General features: G+C 72.6%; 20 protein-coding genes. 15 read left to right on the top strand and 5 right to left on the bottom strand.

Annotated elements, in window-relative coordinates; all coding sequences use genetic code 11:
• Window positions 1-16: 16 nt before the first annotated feature.
• On the bottom strand, window positions 17-604 hold the full coding sequence (locus C1729_RS01175) for a hypothetical protein (protein WP_129590626.1): 588 nt from the start codon (window positions 602-604) through the stop codon (window positions 17-19).
• 159 nt (window positions 605-763) lie between these two features.
• On the opposite strand from C1729_RS01175, the gene rnhA reads away from it, so the two are divergent.
• Window positions 764-1,195 (top strand): ribonuclease HI, encoded by a 432-nt coding sequence (rnhA, locus tag C1729_RS01180; protein WP_102510448.1) that lies wholly within the window; start codon window positions 764-766, stop codon window positions 1,193-1,195.
• A 12-nt stretch (window positions 1,196-1,207) separates the two neighbouring features.
• Here the strand turns inward: rnhA and mqo are convergent, their stop codons facing one another.
• Entirely contained in the window at window positions 1,208-2,707 is a 1,500-nt protein-coding gene (mqo, locus tag C1729_RS01185) for a malate dehydrogenase (quinone) (RefSeq protein WP_242493664.1), read from the bottom strand.
• A gap of 260 nt (window positions 2,708-2,967) precedes the next feature.
• Here mqo and C1729_RS01190 point away from each other — a divergent pair, with 260 nt between their 5' ends.
• The 8 genes from C1729_RS01190 (at window position 2,968) to C1729_RS01225 (ending at window position 15,737) form a co-directional block, all read left to right on the top strand.
• A complete protein-coding gene (locus tag C1729_RS01190) occupies window positions 2,968-4,869 on the top strand; it encodes a metallophosphoesterase family protein (protein WP_129590627.1) in 1,902 nt (633 codons plus the stop codon).
• Entirely contained in the window at window positions 4,866-5,558 is a 693-nt protein-coding gene (locus C1729_RS01195; RefSeq protein ID WP_102507995.1) for a YceI family protein, read from the top strand. Before C1729_RS01190 ends, C1729_RS01195 begins: the two co-directional genes overlap by 4 nt.
• Window positions 5,559-5,604: 46 nt before the next feature.
• A complete protein-coding gene (locus C1729_RS01200; RefSeq protein WP_102507996.1) occupies window positions 5,605-6,294 on the top strand; it encodes a metal-dependent transcriptional regulator in 690 nt (229 codons plus the stop codon).
• 88 nt (window positions 6,295-6,382) lie between these two features.
• Window positions 6,383-7,021 carry a vitamin K epoxide reductase family protein gene (locus C1729_RS01205; protein ID WP_102507998.1) on the top strand — a complete coding sequence of 213 codons (639 nt, stop codon included), beginning with the start codon at window positions 6,383-6,385 and terminating at the stop codon, window positions 7,019-7,021.
• Window positions 7,022-7,094: 73 nt separating this feature from the next.
• Window positions 7,095-10,004 (top strand): leucine--tRNA ligase, encoded by a 2,910-nt coding sequence (leuS, locus tag C1729_RS01210; RefSeq protein ID WP_102508000.1) that lies wholly within the window; start codon window positions 7,095-7,097, stop codon window positions 10,002-10,004.
• Window positions 10,005-10,006: 2 nt separating this feature from the next.
• The gene (locus C1729_RS01215) at window positions 10,007-11,536 is read left to right on the top strand and encodes a DUF3375 domain-containing protein (RefSeq protein ID WP_165375383.1); all 1,530 of its coding nucleotides are present in this window, start codon (window positions 10,007-10,009) and stop codon (window positions 11,534-11,536) included.
• Window positions 11,533-12,378 carry a DUF4194 domain-containing protein gene (locus tag C1729_RS01220; protein WP_102508004.1) on the top strand — a complete coding sequence of 282 codons (846 nt, stop codon included), beginning with the start codon at window positions 11,533-11,535 and terminating at the stop codon, window positions 12,376-12,378. Before C1729_RS01215 ends, C1729_RS01220 begins: the two co-directional genes overlap by 4 nt.
• The gene (locus C1729_RS01225) at window positions 12,375-15,737 is read left to right on the top strand and encodes an ATP-binding protein (RefSeq protein ID WP_102508005.1); all 3,363 of its coding nucleotides are present in this window, start codon (window positions 12,375-12,377) and stop codon (window positions 15,735-15,737) included. Before C1729_RS01220 ends, C1729_RS01225 begins: the two co-directional genes overlap by 4 nt.
• Before the next feature lie 99 nt (window positions 15,738-15,836).
• Here the strand turns inward: C1729_RS01225 and C1729_RS01230 are convergent, their stop codons facing one another.
• Window positions 15,837-17,780, bottom strand: a complete 1,944-nt coding sequence (locus C1729_RS01230; protein WP_102510449.1) for a helicase HerA-like domain-containing protein — start codon at window positions 17,778-17,780, stop codon at window positions 15,837-15,839.
• 102 nt (window positions 17,781-17,882) lie between these two features.
• Here C1729_RS01230 and C1729_RS01235 point away from each other — a divergent pair, with 102 nt between their 5' ends.
• From C1729_RS01235 to holA, 4 genes are all read left to right on the top strand, one after another.
• Window positions 17,883-18,737, top strand: coding sequence for a DegV family protein (locus C1729_RS01235; protein ID WP_102508007.1), 855 nt, complete (start codon window positions 17,883-17,885; stop codon window positions 18,735-18,737).
• A gap of 143 nt (window positions 18,738-18,880) precedes the next feature.
• Window positions 18,881-19,732: a helix-hairpin-helix domain-containing protein gene (locus C1729_RS01240; RefSeq protein WP_102510450.1), complete on the top strand. Its 852-nt coding sequence runs from the start codon at window positions 18,881-18,883 to the stop codon at window positions 19,730-19,732.
• Complete coding sequence (locus C1729_RS01245) at window positions 19,729-21,261, top strand: ComEC/Rec2 family competence protein (protein ID WP_102508009.1); 1,533 nt, start codon at window positions 19,729-19,731, stop codon at window positions 21,259-21,261. The genes C1729_RS01240 and C1729_RS01245 overlap by 4 nt, the downstream gene beginning before the upstream one ends.
• 3 nt (window positions 21,262-21,264) lie before the next feature.
• On the top strand, window positions 21,265-22,275 hold the full coding sequence (gene holA / locus C1729_RS01250) for a DNA polymerase III subunit delta (RefSeq protein WP_102508011.1): 1,011 nt from the start codon (window positions 21,265-21,267) through the stop codon (window positions 22,273-22,275).
• Window positions 22,276-22,452: 177 nt separating this feature from the next.
• Here the strand turns inward: holA and rpsT are convergent, their stop codons facing one another.
• Together rpsT and C1729_RS01260 are read right to left on the bottom strand one after the other, a co-directional pair.
• The gene (rpsT, locus tag C1729_RS01255; protein WP_102508013.1) at window positions 22,453-22,713 is read right to left on the bottom strand and encodes a 30S ribosomal protein S20; all 261 of its coding nucleotides are present in this window, start codon (window positions 22,711-22,713) and stop codon (window positions 22,453-22,455) included.
• A 217-nt stretch (window positions 22,714-22,930) separates the two neighbouring features.
• Window positions 22,931-23,539: a type II toxin-antitoxin system PemK/MazF family toxin gene (locus tag C1729_RS01260; protein ID WP_102508014.1), complete on the bottom strand. Its 609-nt coding sequence runs from the start codon at window positions 23,537-23,539 to the stop codon at window positions 22,931-22,933.
• Window positions 23,540-23,635: 96 nt separating this feature from the next.
• Here C1729_RS01260 and lepA point away from each other — a divergent pair, with 96 nt between their 5' ends.
• Together lepA and hemW are read left to right on the top strand one after the other, a co-directional pair.
• Window positions 23,636-25,531 (top strand): translation elongation factor 4, encoded by a 1,896-nt coding sequence (gene lepA, locus C1729_RS01265; RefSeq protein ID WP_242493665.1) that lies wholly within the window; start codon window positions 23,636-23,638, stop codon window positions 25,529-25,531.
• Window positions 25,528-26,805, top strand: coding sequence for a radical SAM family heme chaperone HemW (hemW, locus tag C1729_RS01270; RefSeq protein WP_102508018.1), 1,278 nt, complete (start codon window positions 25,528-25,530; stop codon window positions 26,803-26,805). The genes lepA and hemW overlap by 4 nt, the downstream gene beginning before the upstream one ends.
• The last annotated feature ends 80 nt before the right edge of the window (window positions 26,806-26,885 follow it).

Here is a 26,885-nt window from a genome sequence, read left to right on the forward strand (position 1 = left end):
TGACCGGGAGCGGTGGTCAGGCGTAGTCCTGCATCCACTTCTGCAGGTCGTCACGCAGGACCGAGCGCAGCGACCCGGCGGAGCCGCGCGAGTACGTGAACACGAGGTGGGGCATCCCGCCGAGGTCCTGGACCTCGAAGAGCTCGGCACGACGTGGGTCGCGGCATGCCGCGACGAAACCCTCGTGGCTCGCGGGGATCGTGATGTAGGCGGCACCGGGCGTGACCCCCACGTCGGTGAGGTTCTGCCAGTGCTCCGCATACTCGCGCGTCGTCGCGTCGCCGAAGAGCTTCGAGTGGCGCGGCTTGTCGAGCTTGTGGGTCCGGCCCTGGGTGTAGGGCACCCATCCGCCGTCCTCGAGCAGCGCGAGGCGGGGCCCGACCATCCAGCCGCGGAGGCCGGTGTCGGAGTAGCGGGTGACGACGGTCTTCCCCTGCGTGGACTCGCGCGCGACGAGCACGCGTCCGGGCGGCACGGTGCGGCCGATCGCCTTCGCGGTGCGCCTGAGCTCGAGTTCGAACTCGTAGAGGAGGTCGGCTCGCACGGATTCGAGCCCTGCCGACCTCGGGTCGATGGAACGGGAGGAGACGTCTTCGGCTCTCATGGCCATACCGTAGGGCCTATTGACCTGGAAGCGTAACCACCGTGACCTCTCCGTGACCCCAGTACGATGGTCCGCATGCCACGAACCCCCTCCGAATCACCCGACGACGCACCTGAGCTGCTCCAGGAAGCGACCGAGGACACCCGTCCCGTCGTCGAGATGTGGACCGACGGCGCGTGCAAGGGCAACCCCGGCGTCGGCGGCTGGGGCGTCCTCATGCGCTCGGGCGGCCACGAGCGCGAGCTGTGGGGCGGCGAGGCCACGACGACGAACAACCGCATGGAGCTGCTCGCCGCCGTCGAGGGGCTGCGCGCCCTCAACCGTCGCTGCGCCGTGACGCTCCACGTCGACTCGACGTACGTCATGAAGGGCATGACCCAGTGGATTCACGGGTGGCGCCGCAACGGCTGGCGCACCGCGGACAAGAAGCCCGTGAAGAACGCCGAGCTCTGGCAGCTGCTCGAGGCCCAGGTCGCACGGCACGACGTGCGGTGGGCGTGGGTCAAGGGTCACGCGGGGGACCCGGGCAACGAGCGTGCGGACGCGCTCGCCAACCGCGGCGTCGAGGACGTGCGCGCGGGCCGCGTCTGATCCGTGAGCCCGTCAGGCGTCGCTCGCGCCCACCTCGTCGAGCTCGGCGAGGGCCTCGAGGCTCTCGCGCTCGGCCGGGGTGTCCCAGTCGTCGGTCGCGAGCGACGGCGCGATCGCGGCGAGACGCGGGCGCCATGCCGCGCGATGCTCGGGGAAACAACGCTCGAGGACGTCGACCATGGCCCACGCGGCGGTCGAGGCGCCGGGCGATGCCCCGAGAAGGCCCGCGATCGTCCCGTCGGCTCCCGTGACGACGTCCGTGCCGAACTCGAGGCGACCGCCCTTCTTCGGGTCGCGCTTCATCACCTGGACTCGCTGGCCCGCGGTGATGAGCTCCCAGTCCTCGGGACGCGCCGTCGGCATGAACTGGCGTAGCGAGCGGAACTTCGCGTCGAACGACTTCGTCACCTCGGAGACGAGGTAGGCGGTGAGGTCCATGTTGTCGAGGCCGGCGCCCGCCATCGTCACGATGTTGCCGGGACGGATCGACGTGAAGAGGTCGAGGAGCGAGCCCTGCTTGAGGTACTTCGTCGAGAAGCCCGCGTACGGGCCGAACATCACCGAGGTCTCGCCGTCGACGACGCGCGTGTCGAGGTGGGGCACCGACATCGGTGGTGCGCCGACGTCGGCCTTGCCGTAGACCTTCGCGTGGTGCTGCGCGACGATCTCAGGGTTCGTCGTGCGGAGGAACTGGCCCGAGATGGGGAAGCCGCCGTAGCCCTTGATCTCGGGGATGCCCGAGCGCTGCAGGAGGGGCAGCGCGCCGCCGCCCGCGCCGACGAAGACGAAGCGCGCGTTGACGGTGCGGACCGGGTCCTTGGCGTTCCACGACGTGTCGCGGACCTTGACGTCCCATGTGCCGTCCTTGCGGCGGCGGAGGTTCTTCACCTCGTGCTGCGTCGCGAGCGTCGCACCGTGGTCGACGAGGTGGCGGAGCATCGACCGCGTGAGCGAGCCGAAGTCGACGTCGGTGCCCGAGATCGCACGCGTCGCGGCGATCGGCTCGTCGTCTGCACGCTCCGCGACGAGGAGCGGCGCCCACTGCGCAATGACCGCGGGGTCGTCCGAGAACTCGAGGTCGGAGAAGAGCGGGTGCGCGCTGAGCGCGGCATGCCGGCGGCGCAGGTAGTCGACGTTCGCCTCGCCGCGCACGAAGGTCATATGCGGGGTGCGGCTCATGTAGGTCGAGGCCTCGGGCAGGAGGCCCGCCGAGGTGAGGTGATGCCAGAACTCGCGGGAGACCTGGAACTGCTCGTTGATCTTCACGGCCTTCGTCGTGTCGATCGAGCCGTCAGGGCGTTCGGGCGTGTAGTTGAGCTCGCACAGCGCCGCGTGCCCCGTCCCCGCGTTGTTCCATGGGTTGGACGACTCGAGCGCGACTCCGTCGAGGCGCTCGAAGATCTCGATCTTCCACGTCGGCTCAAGCAGCGAGATGAGGGTCCCGAGGGTCGCGCTCATGATCCCGCCGCCGACGAGGACGACGTCCACGTTGTTCTTCTTCGTCCGGTCCACGTTCTCGAGTGTAGGTAGGACGACCGGGACCTGGGTCCCGGATGTTGCGCGGACCACCGTGAGAAATCCCACTCCGTCCTGTCGCCCACGATCGCTTGACGAGCGCGCGCCGCATACGCTCGCGGTCGTCCCCGGCGGGTCCGGAGAGCGGCACGGGTGTGCGCGTCTCCTGCGAACACGCCTAGGCTCGGAACCGCAAGGATCGGGTCGCGCGGCCACCGCGCGCTCGACCCGCACGAGGCGAACGAGGGGAGGACGCGATGCCCGTCGACGCTCGCCCACGCGTCCGCCCGGGGCGGACGCTCCCGCCGACATGGCTGCGCCGCACGCTCGTCGCCGTCGCGATCCTCGCGGCGTCGCTCGTCGTCGGCGTCGTCACCGCGCGCGCTGACCTCACGCTCGGACCCCACGAGGCCAGCTACGAGGTGACGACCGACGGGATCGTCACGGTCGACCTCGGGCCGCTCGGCACGATCGAGGTCGACTCGCCCGCACCGCTCGGCATCGGCGTGCGCGCGACGCTCAAGGAGATCCCCGCCGACCTCGAGGCCGTCGGCGACCGCACGACGCTCGAGGCGCTCGACGGCGACCTCACGGCCTACCTGCAGTTCTTCACCGGGCCGCAGGCCACGGTCCGGCACGTCGCGGAGGCGCTCGCCGAGGACGCGGCCCGCCGGGCCCTCGCGTGCGCCGGACTGTCCGTCGCCGCGACCCTCGCGCTCGGGTTGCTCCTGGGCAGGCCGCGCCGCACCGAGCTCCTCGCACGGTTCGCGCCGCACACGGTGACGCTCGCGGGCGCCGTCGTGCTTGTGCTCGTCGCTGCGACGGCGTCGAACGGGGCGGCGGCCCGCGCACGGCTCGAGGCGCTCCCGGAGAGCACGGTCTTCGCAGGGACCTCCTTCGAGGGCGCGAGGATCACGGGTCGACTCTCGGGTGTCATCGAGGAGTACGGTGGCCAGCTCCTCGACATGTACGAGAAGAACGAGGCGTACTACGCGGCCGTCGTCGCCGACCTCGACCGGGCATGGCTCGACCGCACCGCGGCCGACAAGCAAGCCGCCGCGCTCTCGCTGCGCGAGGGCGCGGCGCGGGTCGACGCCCACCTGCCGCCGACGCGCCCCGCCGACGACCCGTCGACGACCGCTGGGCAGTCCCCGGACGGCGGCACCGGAACTGTCACCGCCCCGGCCGCGACGGACGCGAGCACCGACGGGCCGACGCCGGACGCGACGACACCCACGACGGACGCGCCCGAGCCCGAGGACGCCGACGTCGTGACCTTCCTCCAGGTGAGCGACCTCCACTGCAACATCGGCATGACACCGGTCATCCGCCGCACGGCACAGCTCGCCGGAGCCTCCGCGATCCTCGACACCGGCGACACATCGATCAACGGCACCGCCGTCGAGCGCGTCTGCGTCGAGGCTTTCGTCGACGCCGCCCCGGACGGCACCGAGTACGTGCTGACGACCGGCAACCACGACTCCTCCCAGACCGCCGAGCAGGCGCGGGCCGCAGGCGCGACCGTGCCGGGAGGGGACGTCGTCGACGTCGCGGGCGTGCGGATCCTCGGCGACCGCGACGCACGCGAGACCCGCCTCGGTGCGGGAACCGTCCAGGCGGGCGAGGAGGACCCCGACGACCAAGCGGAGCGCCTCGCGACGACAGCGTGCGAGGACGACCCCGACCTCCTCATGATCCACACTCCGCGCATCGGTGGGGCAGCGCTCGCGACAGGCTGTGTTCCGCTGCAGATCTCCGGGCACCTGCACCGCCGGATCGGCCCCGTCCGCTCGGGCCTCGGCACGCTCTACGTCTCCGGGACGACCGCGGGCGCGGCCGAGGGCCAGCTGACGATCGGACCGCTCGGCGGGGTCGCGCAGATGACGCTGTGGCGATTCGACCGGACGAGCCGCACCTGGCTCGACGCGCGCGTCATCGTCGTCACGCCCGACGGCACGGTCGAGGTCGGCGCTGCTGTCCGTGTGCCACGCCCGCTCCCCGCCCCGCCCGCGAGCCCGGAACCTGCAACTGACGCCATGACCTCGCCGTCCGGCACACTCGACCTCGGCCGCACGCTGGCGCCGGACGAGACCCCCGAACCCACGTCGACGATGCCCGACCCAGCGCCGTCGGCCACCCGCGCCGAGGAGACCCCATGACGGACGCGCATCCGGCCCGGAGCCAGCACGGACGGCGCGTCGCCGCCGTCGTGACCCTCGTCGTGCTCGCCACGCTTGCGGTGCTCGTCGGACCCCGGATCTACGCGTGGTGGGGGAACCGGAGCACGCCGCCACCGCTCGCAGTGACGACGACGGCACCCGCGCCCACGACGGGCCCGCTCGAGGTCGACGGCACGTGGACTCTCGGGCCCGGCACGACCGCGGGCTACCGGGTCGCTGAGGTCCTGCGCGGCGAAGACGTCACGGTCGTCGGCCGCACCGAGGACGTCACGGGCACCGTCACGGTCGAGGACGGCCGTCTCACCGCCGTCGACGCGACCGTGCAGGTCGCGTCGATCGTCACGGGCGTCGGCCCGCGCGACTCGTTCATGCGGAACCTGCTCGAGGCCGGGACGCACCCGACGGCGACGTTCCGCATCGGCGCGCCCGTCGCGCTGCCGGACCTCGAGGAGGGCGGCACCGTCGAGGTTCCGGGCACGCTCACGCTGCGCGGGACCGAGCATCCCGTGACGTTCACGCTCGACGTCGTCCGGGACGGCGCGGGGCTGAGGGCCGCAGGCTCGGCTCCCGTGACGTTCTCCGACCTCGGGCTCGAGGCGCCGAGCCTCGGCTTCGTCGAGGTCGAGGACGCCGGGACGCTCGAGCTGCTCCTCGTCCTCGGCCGCTGACCTGCCGCGCGGCCGTCGTCGCGCCGCTCTCGGTAGGCTGGTCCCCGTGGCGGCACGAGACAGCGACATCACCCCGGTCGTCGAGGACTACCTCAAGGTCGTCTGGTCGGCAGGGGAGTGGGCCGAGACCCGCGTGACGACGAAGCTCCTCGCGGAGCGTCTCGGGGTCGGTCCGTCGACCGTCTCGGAGAACGTGCGTCGCATGGTCGGCCTGGGGCTGCTCGACCACGAGCCGTACGGCGCGATCGCGCTCACGCCCGAGGGTGAACGGCTTGCGGTCGGCATGGTGCGCCGGCACCGTCTCATTGAGACGTACCTCGTCGAGCGGCTCGGTTACGCGTGGGACGAGGTGCACGACGAGGCCGAGGTGCTCGAGCACGCGGTCTCCGACCTCATGCTCGCGCGCATTGACGCGGCCCTCGGGCACCCGCGTCGCGACCCGCACGGCGACCCGATCCCCACGGTCGACGGCGAGCTCCCAGCGGCGGACGCGTGCACGCTCGCTGATCTCGCGACGGGCGTTGCGGGAGTCGTCGTCCGCATCTCGGACGCGGACCCGGCGCTCCTGCGCTGGTTCACCGAGCTGGGGCTCGGGCTCGACGCGCGGGTCGAGGTCGTTGCGCTGCGGGAGTTCGCGGGGACCGTGACGGTCGCGTGGACGCGGCCCGACGGGACGACGTCGGAGGCGGCGCTCGGGCTGCCGGCGGCGCGCTCCGTGTGGGTCGCCGAGGGCTGACGCCCAGGCGTCTCCCAGGTCCCGGTGGGACGTTCGTCCCAGGCCGTGCCATAGTGCGTGCGAACCTGCTTCGAACCCGGAGGACACCGTGGCCGACACCGACCTCGACAGCGCGTACGACGCCGCCCCCACGGTCGCGTCGCGCCCGCTCACCGATCGCAGCCTCGGCCTCGTGCTCCTGCTCGGCGGCCTCGTCGGTCTTGTGGGGTCCGCGGCGCTCGCGATCGAGCGGTACCGCACGCTCGTCGACCCCAACCACCAGCCGAGCTGCTCGATCAACGGGCTGCTCACGTGCAGCCCCGCGATGGCCTCGCCCGCGGGGAGCCTGCTCGGCTTCCCCACCCCATCCCTCGGCCTCGGAGCGTTCTCCGTCGTCATAACGGTCGGCGTCGTCCTCTTCGTCGCGCCCGGCGTTGCGCTGCCCCGGTGGTTCTGGCGGGCGTTCCTCGCGGTTGCAACCGCCGGCATGGGGCTCGTCGTCTTCCTCGTGTGGACGTCCGTCGTCGAGCTGCGCGCGCTGTGCCCGTACTGCATGGTGGTGTGGGCCGCGACGCTCCCAGTGTGGTGGTACGTCCTCGTGCGTCACGTCGAGGGAGGGTTCCTCGGCGGCTCGGGAGCCTCGACTGTCGTGCGGATGCGCGGCTGGATCCTCGCGGTTCTCTACGTCGTGCTCGCGGCGGTCGTCGTCGTGGGGCTCGGGCCGACGCTCCTCGCGCAGCTCGGCTGAGCTCGGCCGGAACGGCGTCCCGGCCGTCGGCGGACGGGCCGGTCGGGGGCCTGTGCGCGGGTAAGATCGTCGGGTGACCGAGAACCCCACGACGCCTGATGTCGCTGCACGCACGAGCGCGGAGCCGACGTTCCGCTACACCCCGGCCCTCGCCCAGGAGATCGAGCTCCGCTGGCAGGACCGCTGGGCCGAGCGCGGCACGTTCTTCGCGGCCGACCCGGTCGGCGGGCTCCCGGACGGTGACGGCAACTTCGCCGACCCGGCCTCGTCGTCGTTCTTCGTCATGGACATGTTCCCGTACCCGTCGGGCGCGGGCCTGCACGTCGGGCACCCGCTCGGCTACATCGCGACGGACGTCACCGCGCGCTTCCGGCGCATGTGCGGCGATAACGTCCTCCACGCCCTCGGCTTCGACGCATTCGGTCTGCCAGCAGAGCAGTACGCCGTGCAGACGGGTCAGCACCCGCGCGTGACGACCGAGGCGAACATCGCGAACATGCAGCGTCAGCTGCGTCGCTTGGGCCTTGCGCACGACCCGCGCCGCTCGTTCGCGACGACCGACTCCGACTACGTCCGGTGGACGCAGTGGATCTTCCTGCAGATCTTCGACTCGTGGTACGACGCGGACGCCGTGCGTCCGGACGGCGGCACGGGTCGCGCCCGGCCGATCGCCGAGCTCGAGGCCGAGTACGCGGCGGGCACGCGCGCGCTGCCCGACGGCCGCGCGTGGGCGGACCTCTCGGAGTCGGAGCGCCGTGCGGCCCTCAACGATCAGCGGCTCGCCTACGTCTCGGACTCGCCCGTCAACTGGTGCCCGGGCCTCGGCACGGTCCTCGCGAACGAGGAGGTCACGGCGGACGGCCGCTCGGAGCGCGGCAACTTCCCCGTGTTCCAGCGCAACCTGCGCCAGTGGAACATGCGCATCACGGCGTACTCCGACCGCCTCGCGGACGACCTCGACCTCATCGACTGGCCCGAGAAGGTCCGTTCGATGCAGCGCAACTGGATCGGGCGGTCGCACGGCGCCAAGGTCCGGTTCGCGGTCGAGGGCGGCCAGGAGGTCGAGGTCTTCACGACCCGCCCCGACACACTGTTCGGCGCGACCTTCATGGTCGTCGCGCCTGAGCACCCGCTGCTCGACGAGGTTCCCGCGGAGTGGCCCGACGGCTCGCGTGACACGTGGACGGGTGGCCACGCGAGCCCCGTCGCGGCAGTCGCCGCCTACCGTGCCGAGTCGGCCGCGAAGACGGCCGTCGAGCGCCAGGCGGACGCGGGTCGCAAGACCGGCGTCTTCACGGGCCACCTCGCGGTCAATCCTGTCAACGGCGCGCTCCTGCCGGTCTTCACGGCCGACTACGTCCTCATGGGCTACGGCACGGGCGCGATCATGGCCGTCCCCGGCGGCGACGAGCGCGACTACGCGTTCGCGCAGGCCTTTGACGTGCCCGTCATTTACACGGTCGACGCCCCCGAGGGAACGCCGGACGGCGCGCGCACGGGCGACGGCGCGATCATCAACTCCTCGAACGACACGATCTCGCTCGACGGTCTCTCCGTTCCGGAGGCGAAGTCCGCGATGACGGCGTGGCTCGTCGAGCGAGGCCTCGGCGAGGCCACGACGACGTACCGGCTGCGCGACTGGCTCTTCAGCCGTCAGCGCTACTGGGGCGAGCCGTTCCCCGTCGTCTACGGCGACGACGACCAGCCCATCGCGCTGCCCGCCTCGATGCTGCCCGTCGACCTCCCCGAGGTGCCCGACTACGCGCCGCGCACGTACGCGGCCGACGACGCCGCGTCGTCGCCCGAGCCGCCGCTCGGCCGTAACGAGGACTGGGTCAACGTGACCCTCGACCTCGGTGACGGCCCCCGGCAGTACCGCCGCGACACGAACACCATGCCGAACTGGGCGGGCTCGTGCTGGTACTACCTGCGCTACCTCGACCCGACGAACGCCGACGCGATGGTCTCCGCGGAGCTCGAGCGCTACTGGCTCGGCCCCGAGCACAACGCGACGGCGGGCGAGGCCGGCGGCGTCGACCTCTACGTCGGTGGCGTCGAGCACGCGGTGCTCCACCTGCTCTACGCGCGCTTCTGGCACAAGGTGCTCTTCGACCTCGGCCACGTCTCGGGCGCGGAGCCGTTCCACAAGCTCTTCAACCAGGGCTACATCCAGGCGTACGCGTACACGGACGAGCGCGGCGCATACGTCGACGCCTCGACCGTCACCGAGGAGACCGGCCCCGACGGCACGGTGCGCTACGTCGCGAACGGCGTCGAGGTCCAGCGTGAGTACGGCAAGATGGGCAAGTCCCTCAAGAACGTCGTCACGCCCGACGAGATGTACGAGGCGTACGGCGCCGACACCTTCCGTGTCTACGAGATGGCCATGGGCCCGCTCGACCTCTCGCGCCCCTGGAACACGCGCGACGTCGTCGGCTCGCAGCGCTTCCTCCAGCGCCTGTGGCGCAACGTCGTCGACGAGACGACGGGCGAGGTCACGGTGACCGACGACGCCCCGAGCGAGGAGACGCTGCGCGCGCTCCACCGTGCCATCGCGGACGTCCGCGCCGAGATGGAGGGCATGCGCCCCAACACGGCGATCGCGAAGCTCATCACGCTCAACAACCACCTCACGTCGCTCGACCGCGTGCCGCGCGCGGCCGCCGAGGCCATCGTCCTCATGGTCGCGCCGCTCGCACCGCACGTCGCGGAGGAGCTGTGGGAGCGGCTCGGCCACGAGCGGTCGCTCGCGCACGAGCCCTTCCCGACGGCCGACGAGGCCTACCTCGTCGAGGAGACCGTCACGTGCGTCGTCCAGGTCCAGGGCAAGGTGCGTGCGCGCCTCGAGGTGCCGCCGACGATCTCGGACGCCGATCTCGAGGCCGCGGCGCTCACCGACCCGGCGGTCGTGCGCTTCCTCGACGGCCGTGAGGTCCGCAAGGCCGTCGTCCGCGCCCCCAAGCTCGTCAACCTCGTCGTCTGACGGTGACGACCGGCACCCCGAGCGCCGGCGTGGGCGGTGCGCTCGCCGCCGTGCAGCGGACGTTCGCGAGCCCGACGCTCGCGCTCCTGCACAAGGCGAGCGCGCCGTTCGTCGTCGCCGTCTTCGAGACAGTCTTCGTGCCCGGCCGCGGCGCGGTCGGCGCCGACGCGATGCACCTCGAGGTCGCGCAGCTTCTCGCCGACCTGCGCTCGGCGGGCGTCGAGGGCGTGCCCGGCGAGGCCGCGCGCGTCCTGTGCTCGCGCTGGGTGCGGGAGCGCTGGCTCATCCGGGACGTCGACGACGCGACGGGGGAGCAGTACCGGCTGACGTCGAGCGCCCAGGAGGCGCTCGAGTTCGTGCGCCGCGCCGGCGGCGCCCGCGCACTCGTCTCAGAGTCCCGCATTCGTACGCTCCTCGACGCGGTCGAGCGGGCCGCGCACGACGCGAACCCGGACCGTGAGGCCCGCGTCGCGGCGCTCGACCAGCAGATCGCGCGGCTCACGGCCGAGCGGGACCGGCTCGCGCACGGCGGCGAGGTCGCGGCGGCGTCGTCGGAGCGCATGGAGGAGCAGGTCGACCACGTCCTCATGCTCGTGCGCGAGCTCCCGAGCGACTTTGCGCGCGTCGCGGAGTCCATCAAGGCGCTGCAGCGGTCGATCATCGGGCAGCTGCGCGCGGACGAGCGGCCGACGGGCGAGGTGCTCGAGGAGTACCTCACGGCGTCCGAGAACCTCATGGAGAACACCCCCGAGGGCCGCGCGTTCCTCGGCGCGATGGAGCTTCTCGGTGACCCCGAGCTCGTCGCGTCGCTCGACGCGCACCTCGCGACCGTCCTGCGCCACCCGTTCGCGCAGCACGTCGACCGCGCGCAGCGCACGGCCTTCCGCTCGATCCGGTCACAGGTCGTCGAGGCACTCGAGGTCGTCCAGACCGAGCAGGCGCGCGCGACGCGCACGCTCACCGCGCAGGTCCGTCAGCGCGACCCGCTGCGCGACCGCGAGCTCGACCATGCGATCCGAGACGCGGTCAACGCACTCACCGCGTGGTTCCCAGTCGCGGGCCGGGGTGCGCGCGTCGAGCCGCTCACGTGGCTCGGCCGCGCACGCCTGGGCCGCCTGCGGACGACGCTCCACGACCTGCGCCCGGAAGCACCTCCTGCGGCTCTCTCCCAAGCAGTGCCCGACGACCTCCCCGCGACCGACCTCGCCGAGATCCGCGCGATGGGCGGCCCGCAGACGGGTCTCCTCGCGGAGCACGTCACCGTGCTGACGTCGGACGGCACGCCAGTCTCCGTCGCGGACGCGTTTGCACGGGGCGACGCCGCGCTGCGCCGGCCCGTCGAACTCCTCGGCTACTACGAGCTCGCGGCCGACGACCTCGGCGCCGACACCGGCGCGACGGACGACGACGACGGCTCCGACACGGTCGAGCGCGTCACCGCCGTGCGCGCGGACGGCTCGACCCGTGACTTCCTCGTGCCGCGCATCCTGCTCGCGGCCCCGACCGACCCTGCCGACGGAGGCATCTCATGACGACCGACGAGGCCTTCGTCGACCAGGTGGCGATGGAGGAGGACACGCCCGTCCTCTTCGACGGCGATACGGGTCAGCTCCCGCTCGTCACGCGTCGCGCGCTCGCGCTCCTGCTGCGCTCGCGCTACGTCGCGGCCGCGGACCACCCGGCCGAGTGGCGGGCGATCCTCTCCGACCAGGACGTCCTCGAGTCGCGTCTCCACGACATGTTCCTCCAGCTCGTCGTCGACCGTGACGACGAGATCGCGTACAAGACGCAGGTGCGCTCCGACGGCCTGCAGATCCCCGTGCTCCTCAAGGAGGAGCCGTACCGCCGCGTCGAGACGCTCATGATGGTCTTCCTGCGGGGTGCCTACCGCCAGCAGCGCAACGCGGGCGAGCGGGCCGCGTACGTCGACGCGGAGGATCTCGTCGAGTACGCGCTGAGCTTCCTCGCGCACGGCGAGACGAACCTCGCGGCTCGACGCAAGGAGGCCGAGAACGCGCTCACCACCCTCGTGCGCGAGCGGGTGCTCGTCGAGGAGACCGAGGGCCGCTTCCGTGTCCTGCCGATCATCGAGGTGCTCCTGCCCGTCGACCGGCTCCAGGAACTCACGCGCTGGCTGCGCGAGGGCGGGGTCGCGTCGTCGGCGGAGGAGACCGAGGACGTCGTGCCCGACGCCCCGGAGCCCGACGTCGCGGAGCCCGACGTCGCGGAGCCCGAGGGCGCGGTGCCCGAGGGCGCCGCGGGCGCGGCGGCGCCGGCCGACGTGCTGACGCTCGCCGACGCGGCCCGTGAGCCCGACGACGACAGCGCTGACGACGACGGCGCTGATGACGACTCCGAGGAGACCCCGGCATGAGCAGCATGAGCCAGACCCTCTTCGGGCTCGTCCCGACGTCCTCGACGGGCCAACAGTGGATCGCCCGGTCGATGCAGCTCATCAACTGGGGCGGCTACGACGGCTATCACGACGTCGCGCTCGCCTCGACGGCGACCCTGCTCTCGGGCGGGTCGGGCACGGGCAAGTCGACGCTCCTCGACGCGTACATCGCCCTCACCATGACGCACACGACGCCGTTCAACGGCGCGTCGAACGCGGCGTCGAGCGGGCGTGCGCGCGGCCCCGAGCAGCGCAACGTCATCTCCTACGTGCGCGGCAAGCTCGACGAGGCACGCGTCGCGGGCACGGACGCGTCGCGCGACGCCGTCCTGCGCGGCGACACCTCTGACACGTGGTCGGCGCTCGCCATGACGTGGGCCGACCAGACGGGCCGCACGTTCACGGCCGTCCGGGCGTACTACGTGCCCCGCGGCGCGACCCGCAACGACGAGTGCGTGCTCGTCCGCGCGACGTACGACGGCGAGCTCGACCTGCGGGTCCTCGAGCCGGCGGCGGCCGCACGCTTCGCGCGGCCGAGCCTCACGGCGATGGGCCTCGACCTTTACGACACGGACGTCGCGTTCACGACGCGCCTGCACTCGGCCCTCGGCATCGGCGCGGCGGGCGACGGCGCGAAGGCGATGGCGCTCCTCGCCCGCATCCAGGCGGGCCAGCAGATCACGACGGTCGACGCCCTCTACAAGGCGATGGTCCTCGAGGAGCCCGAGACGCTCGCCCGCGCGACGGAGGCCGTCGAGCACTTCGACGAGCTGAGTGAGGTGCGCGAGGAGATGCTCACCGCGCAGCGCCAGCTCGAGCTGCTTGCGCCCATGACCGAGCTGCGCTCGCGCGTCGACCAGGCCCGCTCCGACCTCGGCGCGGTTGACGGTCTCGGGCTCGAGGCGACCGCCGAGGGCGGCACGCCCTTCCAGCATTGGCACGACACCCGCCGCCTCGCGCTCGCCCGCGCGCAGGAGCGTGCGAATCGTGAGGACCACGCGGTCGTCGAGGCCCGACGCTCCTCGCTGGACGCGCAGGTGCTCGTCGCGGAGCGCGAGCTCGAGGAGGTGCGCGACTCCCAGCGCCGCAACGGCGGCGACGAGATCGGCCGTCTCGAGCGTGAGGTCGTCGCGCTCGAGGACGCGCTCGGCCAGGTTGAGGCACGTCATGCCGCCTTCGAACGGCACCGGAGGGTGCTCGACGTCGAGGTCGACGGCAAGGGCGACTTCGAGCGGCTGCGCCGTGAGGCGGGCACGTTCGTCGCGGACCGTGAGACGCAGCAGCGGGCGCTCGGCGAGCAGGTGTTCGCCGCGCGCACGGAGCTCGCCGCGGCAGAGCAGTCGCTCGCCGCGCTCGAGCGCGAGAAGGCGTTCCTCGCCGGCCGCCGGTCCAACGTGCCCGAGGGCGAGGACCTCGCCCGGCGCGCTCTCGCCGAGGCTGCGGGCCTCGACCCCGCCGACCTGCCGTTCGTCGCCGAGCTCATAGACGTGCGTCCCGAGTACGAACCGTGGCGCTCCGCGATCGGGCAGGCGCTCGGCGGGTTCGCGCTCACGCTCCTCGTCGACTCCGACGACCTTCCCGCATTCCGCCGGGCGATCAACAACGTCCGCACCGAGCGCCGCGTGCGCTTCGAGGGCGTCCCCACGGGCAGGCCCGTCGACGAGCAGACCGACCGGACGCTCCTCGACGGTCGCCTCGAGCTGCGACACGGCCCGTTCACGGGCTGGCTCGCAGAGACGCTCGCGCAGCGCTTCTCGTACGTGTGCGTCGACGACGCGGCCGAGCTCGGCCGCCATCGCCGGGCGCTCACGCGCACGGGCCAGACGAGCGACGGCCAGCGTGGCGCGCACGGCGGCCGCGCCGGGCGTTCCGTGCTCGGCTTCTCCTCCGATCGGCGGATCGCCGAGCTCGACGAGGCGCGCCGCGAGGCCGAGGTCGAGCGCGCCCGCGCCCGACGCGCCGTCGAGGAGGCGCTCGCCAACGAGGCAGGCTTCACCGACCGTTTCGCGGCGTCGCGTGCGGTGGGGGAGTTCACGTGGGACGAGATCGACGTGCGCGGTGCGGCACGGCTCCTCGAGGAGCGTCGGGCCCGGCTCGACGCCGTCGTCGCTGGCTCCGACGTCCTGCGTTCGCTGCGCGAGGACGAGCACCGCGTCTCCACCCGGCTGCGCGGGCTCCGCGAGGAGCACGCGCGCACGGGCGTCGAGCTCGAATCGCTCGAACGCCGGTGGAGCGACCTCACGGACGAGGTCGACGCGCTCGGCGACAGCCTCGCCGCGCTCGAGGACGCGGGCGTCGTCGCGAGCGACGAGCAGGTGGCGCTCCTCGACGAGGCGCTCGCAGCGTCGCCGCAGAAGGGCGCGGACCTCCGCGCGTTCACCGCAGCCGTCGCCGGCCTCCAGCGGGACCTCGTCCACCGGCGCGAGCTGGCGACGCACGACCTCGCGGCCGCCCGTGAGGGCCTCGCGTCGATCTTCCTGCGGTTCCAGGAGCAGTGGCCCAACCCGAACCTCGGCACGGACCCGGACACGTCGTACGACGACTACCGGCGCATCCACGACGACATCGCGCGCGAGCGCATGTATGCGCTGCAGGAACGATGGAGCCGTGCGATCTCACGCCTCTCGGGCCGTGACCTCACGATGCTCAACACCGCGATCGAGCAGGCCGTCGCCGAGATCCGCACGCGTATGGAGCCCGTCAATGACATCCTCGCGCAGCTGCCGTTCCACGACGACGACCACCGGCTGCGCATCACCGCGCGCGTCACCGAGGCGGCCGACGTCACGTCGTTCCGTCGTGACCTGCGGACCCTCGCCAAGGAGGCGTCAGCCGACGGCACCCCTGCTGAGCGTGAGCGTCGCTACGCGCGCATGGCGCGCCTGCTCGCGCGCATTCGTCCCGAGAGCCCCGAGCGGCGGCGGCTCGTCGACGTGCGCGAGCACGTGCGGATCTCCGCGGAGTGCATCGACCTCGACGGCAACCACGTCTCCGTCTACGACCACATCGCTGGCAAGTCCGGCGGTGAGTCCCAGGAACTTGTCGCGTTTATCGTCGGCGCGGCGCTGCGCTACCAGCTCGGTGACGCGGACGCGGCCCGGCCGCGGTATGCGCCCGTGTTCCTCGACGAGGCGTTCATCAAGGCCGACTCGCGCTTCGCGGGACGCGCCGTGGGTGCATGGCGCGGGCTCGGCTTCCAGCTCATCATCGGTGCGCCCCTCGACAAGGTCGCGGCGCTCGAGCCGCACGTGGACCTCGTCCTCCAGGCGGTCAAGGACGCCTCGGGGCGTTCCCGTATCCGCTGGGTCGCGGGCGCGGAAACGGTCGACGCGGGCTGACGGCACGCCCACCCGAAAGTTTGTGCCCTACCCGCAAGTTCAAACCTGCGGGTAGGGCACAAACTTGCGGGTAGATGGAGGGGTTGCGAGACGGAGCGCTCAGCGGCGCTTGCGCGTGCCGAAGATCGTGCGCGTGATCTCGCGGCCCAGCTGGGTTCCTGCGGAGCGGACGAGCGACTCGAGGCCCTTCTCGATCGAGCTCTTCTGTGTGCGTGACGTGCCTCCGGAGCGACTTGTGCCGCGGTGCGCGTCCTTCTCGAGGCGGGCGCGCATGCGCTCGAGCTCGGCGGCCTGCTTCTTCGCCTCGCGCTCGGCCTCGGCGGCGGCCTTGGCCTCGGCCTTCGCCTGCTCGGCCGCGAGCTTCTCGGCGGCCGCCGCCTGCTCCTTCGCGAGCTTGTCGGCCTCGGCCTGCGCGCGGTCGGCGGCGACGCGGGCCTCGAGCAGCTCGTACGCGGACTCGTTGTCGATCGGCGTTCCGTAGCGCGCGTTCGACGGCGACGCCGCGACGAGCGCCTCGAGGGTCGCGGCCGGCGCGGGGTCCATCGACCCCTGCGGCGCGCGCAGGCGCGTCCACGCGACGGGCGCCGGAGCGCCCTTCTCCGTGAGGACCGTGACGATCGCCTCGCCCGTGCCAAGCTCCTGGAGGAGCCGCTCGAGGTCGTACTCGCTCGTCGGGTACGTCCGTGCGGCGGCACGCAGCGCAGCCGCGTCGTCGGGCGTGAACGCGCGCAGCGCGTGCTGGACCCGGTTGCCGAGCTGAGCGAGCACGTCGGCGGGGACGTCCTTGGGACTCTGGGTGACGAAGAAGACGCCGACGCCCTTCGACCGGATGAGCCGCACCGTCTGAACGACCTGCGCGAGGAAGTCCTTCGACGCGCCGTTGAAGAGCAGGTGCGCCTCGTCGAAGAAGAACACGAGGCGCGGCTTGTCGACGTCCCCGACCTCGGGCAGCTCGGAGAAGAGGTCGGCGAGCAGCCACATGAGGAACGTCGAGAAGAGCTGCGGACGGTCCTGGACAGCGGGGAGCTCGAGCGCGCTGATGACCCCGCGCCCGTCGGGTGCGAGGCGCAGGAGGTCTGCGGTCTCGAACGCGGGCTCGCCGAAGAATGCGGCGGCGCCCTGCGCCTCGAGCCCGACGAGCTCGCGCAGCAGCACTCCCGCGGTCGAGGCCGACAGCCCGCCGATGCCCTTGAGCTCGGCCTTGCCCTCGTCGGAGACGAGGTAGGCGATGACGGAGCGCAGGTCCTTGAGGTCGAGCAGAGCGAGACCCTGCGTGTCCGCCCAGTGGAAGACGAGCCCGAGCGACGACTCCTGCGTCTCGTTGAGGCCGAGGACCTTCGCGAGGAGGATCGGACCGAAGTCGGTGATCGTCGTGCGGATCGGCACGCCCGTGCCGAGCCCGCCGAGCGTGTAGAGCTCGGTGGGGAACGCCGTCGGCGTCCAGTCCTGCCCGAGGCTCGACGTGCGAGCGAGAAGCTTCTCGTTGCCCGTGCCGGGCACGGCGACGCCCGAGAGGTCTCCCTTGATGTCCGCGAGGAACACGGGGACGCCCGCGGTCGAGAGCTCCTCGGCCATGCCCTGGAGCGTGCGCGTCTTGCCGGTGCCGGTCGCACCGGCGACGAGCCCGTGACGGTTGAGCATCGCGAGCGGCAGGCCGACCTGCACGGCCGGCACGGGGGTGGCCTGACCGTCGGCGTCGGTCTCGAGGAGCGCGCCGAGGCGCAGCGTCGATCCCTTGAACATGTAGCCGTCGCGGACGGTGCGCGCCCAGCCGTCGAGCTCAGGCTCCTCGACACTCGCGTCGGTTGCTCCGGCCGGCGCGGACGGTGCGGGGTCGGTGAGCGGCGCGGGCGGGGCCGCAGGCTGGGGAGCGTCGGCCACCGCAGTGGTCGTGGCGCCCGTCGCCGCAGCGAGCTGCGCCTCGGCCGCCTCGAGCGCGGCCTGGGCCGCGGCGGCTCGGGCCTCGGCCGCGTCCGCGGCGGCCTGGGCGGCTGCGGCACGCAGCGCCGCGAGGTCGGTGGACGGGGCAGCGGCTTCGCTCATGCCGAGCATCCTAGAACGACCGTCCCACGTCCCGGGCGATCGCCGGCGCAGCGTGCCGGGTGAGGCAAGGTTCGGAACCGCAGGTCCGCTAGTGTGCGGATCATGGCCTCCTCCTCGCGCGTGCGCGTCGTCACGGACTCGACGTGCGCGCTGCCGGCCGCTCTGGCGGCCGCGGCGGGGCTTGCGACGGTTCCGCTTCACGTCGTCGTCAACGGGGTCGAGCACCTCGAGGGGGTCGACGTCGACGACGACGCGCTTGCGGCCGCGATCGTCGCGGGCGCGCGCGTGACGACGTCGCAGCCGACGCCGGCAGCGTTCGCGCGCGTCTACGCGCGCGTCGCCGACGAGGGTGCGACGGACGTCGTCTCGGTGCACCTCTCGGGCGCGCTCTCGGGAACCGTCCACACCGCGGCCGCGGGTGCGGCCAGCGCGCCCGTGAACGTCCGGGTCGTCGACTCGCGTAGCGCCGCGACGGGCATGGGGTTCGCCGCGCTCGAAGCCGCACGCGCTGCGGAGCGCGGCGCCGACGTCCGCGCGGTCGAGCAGGTCGCGCTGAGGGTCGCGTCCTCGGCGACGACGCTCTTCCTCGTCGGGTCGCTCGACCACCTGCGGCGCGGGGGTCGCCTGACCCGTGCCGCCGCGGCCGTCGGCAACGTCCTCGGCATGCGGCCCCTGCTCACGGTGCGTGACGGACGCATCGAGGTGCTCGCGAAGGTCCGCACGCGTGCCGCCGCGATCGACCGGCTCGTCGAGATCGCCCGTGAGGCTGCTGCCCGAGCGGCGCGGCCCCCTGTCGCGGTGCACCACCTCGACACTCCTGCCGACGCGGCGGCGCTTGCGGCACGGCTCGACGACGTCGCGTCGGAGCCGGTGCTCGTCGGGCCCGTCGGCGCCGTGCTCGGCGCGCACGTCGGTCCGGGACTGCTCGCTGTCGTCGTCGTCGACGCCGACGCGTAGGACGCCTGCCCCGTCCCGTCGGGAACCGTGGGGGAGCCGCTCCGGCGCGACTCACCTGACCACAGGGACGACGACGAGCGCGCTGGCGCACAGAAGCGCCGGGTCGCTCGGCGCGCGGAGCCGTCATGCGGCACGGTCGTCGCATGTACGCACCGGACACCGACCCCGGCCGACGCGCGGCGACGATCCCCGACGACGGGGACCCGCCCGGCGCGTCCCTCCCGGACGCACCCGATCCCGACGACGTCGCAGCGTTGCGGGCCCGTCTCGTCGCGGGCCGGACGGGCCGGACGCCGCGTCCTCAGCCTGCGGACCACCTCGACCCGGGCGAGCCAGTCGCACGAGGGCGCACTTCGTGGGCCGTGACGGCACGGTCGGTCGTCGTCGGGGTCGTCGTCGTCGCAGTGCTCGCGGTTGCGCTCGTCGTGCGGGCTCTCGGATCGACACCCGGCGAGGTCGTGCCGTTGCCCGCCGCCGGACCTGCCGCGCTCTCGCCGGACAGCAGCCCGGCGGGTCCCACCGACGAGCACCCCGCACCCACGCCCACGCCCACGCCCGCGCCCGCGTCCGTGCAGGGTCTCGTCGTCCACGTCGTCGGCCGGGTCGCTCGCCCGGGCGTCGTCACTCTCGCCGCCGGGGCGCGGGTCGCCGATGCCGTCGAGGCCGCGGGCGGACTGCGCCGGGATGCTGACGTCACGCACGTCAACCTCGCTCGTCCTGTCGCGGACGGCGAGCAGATCCTCGTTCCGCGACGGGGCGAGGACCCACCCCCGCCGAGCCCCGGCACCTCGACGGTGCCCGGCAAGGTCGACCTCAACGCGGCGGACGTCGCCGCGCTCGATGCCCTGCCCGGCATCGGGCCCGTCCTCGCGCAGCGCATCGTCGACCACCGTGAGCAGCATGGGCCGTTCCCAGACGTCGCGTCGCTCTCGGACGTCTCGGGTATCGGGCCTGCCCTCGAGCGTAAGCTCGCGGACCTCGTGACCGTCGGGTGACGCGCACCGACGTGCGGCTCGTCCCGCTCGCTGCCACCGTGTGGCTCACGGCCGCGCTGCTCGTCGGGCGCACGGTCCCGTCGGTCGTCGTCGCAGGGGTCGCGGCGCTCGCTGCCGCGGCGGCTTTCGCTCGGGCGCGGCGGCGCCGGGCGCGGCGCGCCGGACGGACGGCGCTGCCGGGTGTCGTCCTGTGCCTCGTCGGCGTCGTCGCGGTCGCGGGCGTCGTCGCCGCCGACGCCCGTGCAGCACGCTCGCAGTTGCTTGCCGAGGCCGCGCACGTAGGCGCGCGCGTGACGGTCGACGTGCTCGTCGTGGGCGAGCCGCGTGCACTGCCGAGCACGTGGGGAGGTCCGGCCCGGTACGCGGTTGACGTGCGTGTCGAGCAGGTCCAGACCGGGGCCGAAGGTCACGCGCGCGGTGCGGGCGCGCTCTCCGAGACGATCGCGGTCCCCGCTTCGCTCGTCGGCGCCCGCTGGCAGGACGTCGTCGTCGGCGAGCGGGTCTCGACGACCGTCGCCGTCACGGCGCGCGGGCACGACGGACGGCGCGCCCGCTACGACCTGCGCGGAGCGACAGCGCCGCGACCGGTCGCTCCTGCGAGCGCGCCACGTCGCGTCGCCCACGGCCTGCGCGCCGGCCTGCGTGGCGCCGTCGTCGGGCTGCCGCCCGACGCGGCTGGACTCGTCCCTGGCATCGCCGTCGGTGACACGAGCGCGGTGCCCGACGACCTCGTCGACGCGATGCGGACGACGGGGCTCACGCACCTCACCGCCGTCTCGGGAGCGCACTTCTCGCTCGTTGGCGCGCTCGTCCTCGCCGCGACGGCCGCGCTGCGCGTGCCGCGGGTCCCGCGTGTCGTCGGCACCGTGGCCGTTCTCACGGGGCTCGTCCTGCTCGTCGGACCAGACCCGTCGGTCCTGCGTGCCGCCGGGACGGGGGCGATCGGTCTGCTCGCGCTCGCCGTCGGACGACGGGGCGCGGCCGTGCCGGCCCTCGCCGCGGGTGTGGTCGTCCTCCTGCTGCTCGATCCGTGGCTTGCCCGGTCGGCGGGGCTCGCGCTGTCGGTCGCCGCGACCACGGGCCTCGTCGTTGGTGGCCCGCTCGTTCTGGCTGGTCTCCACGGCGCCCGTCGGTGGCTGCTCGCGGCCGTCGCGGCACCGGCCCTCGCGCAGCTCGCGTGCGCGCCCGTTCTCGTCCTACTTGCACCGAGCCTCGCGACGTGGTCCCTGCCGGCGAACGTCGTCGCGGCTCCGGTCGTCGCACCGACGACGATCCTCGGTCTCGGTGCGACGCTCGTCGCACCGGTATCGCCGGGAGCCGCGGTGCGGCTCGCCGCGCTCGCGGGGCACGGCGCGAGCTGGATCGCCGGGACGGCGCGGACGTTCGCCGCGTGGCCGGGCGCGAGCCTCCCGTGGCTGCCGGGTCCTGCCGGAGCGGGGCTCCTCGTGCTCGTCGAGGCGTCGCTCGTCGCGCTCGTCGTCGTGAGGGTTCGGCGGGCGCGCGGTGTCGGCGGCTCGTGGGACCCTTGAGGCATGGCCGCACGCAGCACCTCCCGCAGCTCCCGTCCCGTCGCCGGTGTCGGGTGGGACGAGGTTGCGCTCGCCCCCGTCGTGCTCGTCCACGGAGCGGAGCACGTGCTCGTCGAGCGCGCCGTGCAGCGTCTGCGGTCGCTCGCGCGGGAGGCGCAGCCGGAGCTCGAGGTCGTCGAGGTCGAGGCGTCGACGTACCAGGCGGGCATGCTCGCGGTCGAGACGAGCCCTTCGCTCTTCGCGGAGCAACGCCTCGTGCTCGTGCGTGGCGCGGAGGCTCTCACGGACGCGCTCGTCACGGATGTCCTCGCCTACGTCAGGGCTCCTGCGGCTGATGTCTGGCTCGTCGTCGAGCATCGTGGTGGCCAGCGCGGCAAGAAGCTGCTCGACGGGCTGCGGCACGCCGGGGTGCCGGTCGCAGCGTGCGAGCCGATCAAGAAGGACTCCGACAAGGCGTCGTTCGTGAGCGCCGAGTTCCGGCGCGGCGGACGCCGTGTCGAGGCGGGGGCGGTGCGGGCGCTCGTCGAGGCTCTCGGGACCGACCTGCGCGAGCTCGCGTCGGCGTGTGACCAGCTCATGGCCGACACGACGGGCACCGTGACGGAGGCGACCGTCAGCACGTACTACGGCGGCCGCGTCGAGGCGACGGGCTTCCGTGTCGCCGACGCGGCGGTCGCGGGGGAGCGGGCGCAGGCCGTCGCGCTGCTGCGGCACGCGCTCGCGACGGGGGTCGACCCGGTGCCGATCGTCGCGGTGCTCGCGCTCAAGCTCCGTCAGCTCGCGAAGGTTGCCGCGATGCGTGGCCGAGGTGGCGTGAGCGCCTCCGAGCTCGGCCTCGCCCCGTGGCAGGTCGATCGGGCACGCAAGGACCTGCAGCGGTGGACCCCGGAGGGCCTCGCGGCCGCGATCACGGCGGTTGCCGACGCGGACGCCGAGGTCAAGGGCCAGGGCCGGGACCCGGTCTTCGCGGTCGAGCGCGCGGTGCTGCGGATCTGTAACGCGTCGCGCAGCTGAGCTCCGGGGCCCGAGCCCCGACCGATCGTGGATCGGGACGTCTGACGTGCACGGATCCGCAGTCGGCGGCTCGGTCGCGACCGGGGCGATGGGGGCGGAGGGACGACGACGGCGCCGCACCCGAGGGTGCGACGCCGTCGAAGCTTCACGTGTCGGTGCCGGAGCACCGCAGACGCGTCAGAGAGCGTTGACCGCCTTGGCAAGAGCCGACTTGCGGTTGGCAGCCTGGTTGAGGTGGATGACACCCTTCGAGACAGCCTTGTCCAGCTTCTTCGACGCAGCGACGAGGGCGGCCGCAGCGGCCTCCTTGTCGCCAGCCGTCACGGCCTCGCGAACCTTGCGGGTGAAGGTCCGGAGCTCGGCCTTGACAGCCTTGTTACGCAGACGCGCCTTCTCATTGGTGCGGTTGCGCTTGATCTGGGACTTGATGTTCGCCACGTGTGGACTTTCTGGTGTGTTCGCCCGAGGGCGAGCGGACAGGTCGTAGAGAGCGGCTCCGACGCCGGGACTGGGGTGGGGAACCCGTGGTGAGGCGCCAGAACGGTGCCCGCCGACCTGGGCGGACACGCAAGGACCCACGCTACCAGCGCCGAGGGCCGACGGTCGAGGTGGCCGGAACGTGTCGCACGGCACGCAGGCCGTCACGTGACGACTCTCAGAGGCTCCCGACGACCTTGTCGAACGTCGGGCGGTCCATGATCGCGCCCTCGCGCCGCACCGCGACGGGATCGAGCCGCAGGACGCGGTCGAGCCGCACCTCCGACTCGCGCCCGCGGGAGTCCCACGGTCCGGACCCGATGTCCATCCAGCGGGGCCCGTCGTCACGGCGACCGCGGGAGTGGTCCTTGCTCGAGAGCATGAGACCGAGCAGCCAGTCGCCGTCGTGCCCGACGACGAGGACGGGCCGGTCCTTGCCCTGGGAGTGGTCCTCCTCGTACGGCACCCACGTCCAGACGATCTCACCGGGGTCGGCGTCGCCGTCGAGCTCCGGGTTGTAGACCGGTTCGACGCGGCCCCGGAAGTCGCCGGGATACCCGGAACTGCCCGGAGGGACCGGGCCCGCCGGTGCTGACGGCCGTGGGGGGCGGTCGGGGCGCGCCGACGTCGTCGGTCGACCAGGCCGCGGGCCGGGGGAGGGCTGCCCGGCGGAGGGCTGCTGCTTCACGGCGTCCGTGGTGCGCGTCGTCGTCCGAGTCGACGAGATCAACGACAGTGCGATGCGCGCAGCGCGCGCGAGGGTGTCCGACCACGTGCTTCTGGGCATGCCGACCAGCCTAGCGACCCGACCGTCGCGAAGTCGCAGGAGCGTGTCGACGCACCCGTGAACCTCGGGCCGGGGGAACGCCGGACCCGTGGGAGAATGGGGCCCGTGACTCCGATCCCTTCCGCAGCCGAGACGGCACGAATCCAGCCCGCCGCGACCGCGCCGGAGCTCCTGCGCAACTTCTGCATCATCGCCCACATCGACCACGGCAAGTCGACGCTGGCGGACCGCATGCTCCAGCTCACTGGCGTCGTCGAGCAGCGTGCCATGCGCGCGCAGTACCTCGACCGCATGGACATCGAGCGTGAGCGCGGCATCACCATCAAGTCCCAGGCGGTGCGCATGCCGTGGGCGCACACGGGCGACGACGGCGTGAGCACGCCGTACGCGCTCAACATGATCGACACCCCCGGGCACGTCGACTTCACGTACGAAGTCTCGCGCTCGCTCGCGGCGTGCGAGGGTGCGGTGCTGCTCGTCGACGCGGCACAGGGCATCGAGGCGCAGACGCTCGCGAACCTCTACCTCGCGATGGAGAACGAGCTCGCGATCATCCCGGTCCTCAACAAGATCGACCTGCCGGCCGCCCAGCCAGAGAAGTACGCCGACGAGATCGCGGGCCTCGTCGGCGTCGACCCGGAGTCGGTCCTCAAGGTGTCTGGCAAGACAGGTGTGGGCGTCGAGGCGCTGCTTGACCGCATCGTCGAGACCGTGCCGCCGCCCGTCGGTGACGCCGACGCACCTGCGCGCGCGATGATCTTCGACTCCGTGTACGACACGTACCGCGGCGTCGTCACGTACGTGCGTGTCGTCGACGGCAAGCTCAACCCGCGCGAACGCATCTCCATGATGTCGACGCGTGCGACGCACGATCTTCTCGAGATCGGTGTCTCGGCGCCCGAGCCGCACCCGACGGACGGTCTGGGTGTGGGTGAGGTCGGCTACCTCATCACAGGCGTCAAGGACGTGCGCCAGTCGAAGGTCGGCGACACCGTGACGAACGCGCTCAAGCCCGCGGCGGAGGCGCTCGGCGGCTACAGCGACCCCAAGCCCATGGTCTTCTCGGGTCTCTACCCCATCGACGGCTCGGACTACCCGATCCTGCGCGACGCCCTCGACAAGCTCAAGCTCAACGACGCGGCGCTCGTCTACGAACCCGAGACGTCGGTGGCGCTCGGCTTCGGCTTCCGCGTCGGCTACCTCGGACTGCTTCACCTCGAGATCGTCCGTGAGCGTCTTGAGCGTGAGTTCGACCTCGCCCTCATCTCGACGGCCCCCAACGTCATCTACGACGTGACGATGGAGGACCGGAGCGTCGTCACGGTGACGAACCCGTCCGAGTTCCCGGGCGGCAAGATCGGCGAGGTGCGCGAGCCTGTCGTCAAGGCGACGATCCTCGCGCCGAGCGAGTTCATCGGCGCGATCATGGAGCTCTGCCAGACGAAGCGCGGCGACCTCCAGGGCATGGACTACCTGTCCGCCGACCGCGTCGAGCTGCGGTACTTCTTGCCGCTCGCAGAGATCGTCTTCGACTTCTTCGACCAGCTGAAGTCGAAGACGCGTGGCTACGCGTCGCTCGACTACGACGTCGTCGGCGAGCAGGCTGCGGACCTCGTCAAGGTGGACATTCTCCTCCAGGGTGAGCAGGTCGACGCGTTCAGCGCGATCGTCCACAAGGACAAGGCGTACGCGTACGGCGTCATGATGACGGGCAAGCTCAAGGAGCTCATCCCGAGGCAGCAGTTCGAGGTGCCGATCCAGGCGGCGGTCGGTGCGCGCGTTATCGCGCGCGAGACGATCCGCGCGATCCGCAAGGACGTCCTCGCGAAGTGCTACGGCGGTGACATCTCGCGCAAGCGCAAGCTCCTCGAGAAGCAGAAGGAGGGCAAGAAGCGCATGAAGACCATTGGGCGGGTCGACGTCCCCCAGGAGGCGTTCATCGCCGCGCTCTCGTCAGACGCCGCGGATCCGAAGGACAAGGGCAAGAAGTGAGTCCCGCGCTGCCCGACGGGGATCCTGCGCCGGCGGACGGTGCGCTTCCCCGCTGGGCGGGCGTCGCGGGCGCGCCGCAGCATGCGTTCGGCGTCTACGTCCACGTCCCGTTCTGCACGGTGCGTTGCGGCTACTGCGACTTCAACACGTACACGGCGACCGAGCTCGGCGGGGGCGCGAGCCAGGACTCGTACGCGACGACGGCGCTCGCGGAGATCGAGCTCGGCGCCCGCGTCCTCGCGGACGCGGGACTGCCCGCGCGCGAGGTATCGACGGTGTTCGTCGGCGGCGGAACGCCGACGGTCCTCCCGGCGGGGGACCTCGCCCGGATCCTCGACGGTCTCCGTGACGCGTGGGGTCTTGCGGACGGCGCCGAGGTGACGACGGAGGCGAACCCGGACACGGTGAGCCCCGAGTACCTGCGGACGCTCGCGGACGCCGGGTTCACGCGCGTGTCCTTCGGCATGCAGTCGGCGGTCCCGCACGTCCTCGCGACGCTCGAGCGCACGCACGACCCGGCGCGCATCCCCGACGTCGTCGCGTGGGCGCGCGACGCGGGGCTCGACGTCTCGCTCGACCTCATCTACGGCACGCCGGGGGAGTCGCTCGACGACTGGCGGACGAGCGTCGAGGCGGCGCTTGCGACAGGCGTCGACCACGTGTCGGCGTACGCGCTCGTCGTCGAGCCGGGCACGCGCATGGCGGTGCAGGTGCGCCGGGGTGAGCTCACTTTGCCCGACGAGGACGACCAGGCCGCGAAGTACGAGCTTGCCGACGAGCTCCTCACGGCGGCGGGTCTGCGCTGGTACGAGGTGTCGAACTGGGCGCGCGAGCGCGCCGACGGGTCGGTCGCGGTGTGCCGGCACAACCTCGCGTACTGGCGCGGCGACGACTGGTGGGGCGTGGGTCCGGGTGCGCACTCGTACGTCGGCGGTCCCCTCGTCGGGGATGACGGCGACGAGGTCGCGGGCGTGCGCTGGTGGAACGTCAAGCACCCGCGGCGCTACGCGTCGATGCTCGCCGCCGGGCAGAGCCCGGCGGCGGGACGCGAGCTGCTCGACGCCCCGACGGCCGCGCTCGAGCGTGTGATGCTGGGCGTGCGTCTTGTCGAGGGTCTCGATCTTGCCGAGCTCTCGGCCGCAGGCCGGCGCGCGGTGGCCGGCCAGGTCGCGGCGGGCCTCCTCGACGGCCGCGCCGCGATCGGGGGACGTGCGCTCCTCACGAGGCGCGGGAGGCTGCTCGCCGACGCCGTCGTCCGCGACCTCACGGACTGAGACGACCGTCGATATACGCGTCTTCGACGCGCGGTCGGTGGCGCGGATCACTACGCTGTGGGCGGTGACGTGCATCCGTG

This window comes from Sanguibacter massiliensis (assembly GCF_900240335.1).
GTDB classification, from domain to species: domain Bacteria; phylum Actinomycetota; class Actinomycetes; order Actinomycetales; family Cellulomonadaceae; genus Flavimobilis; species Flavimobilis massiliensis.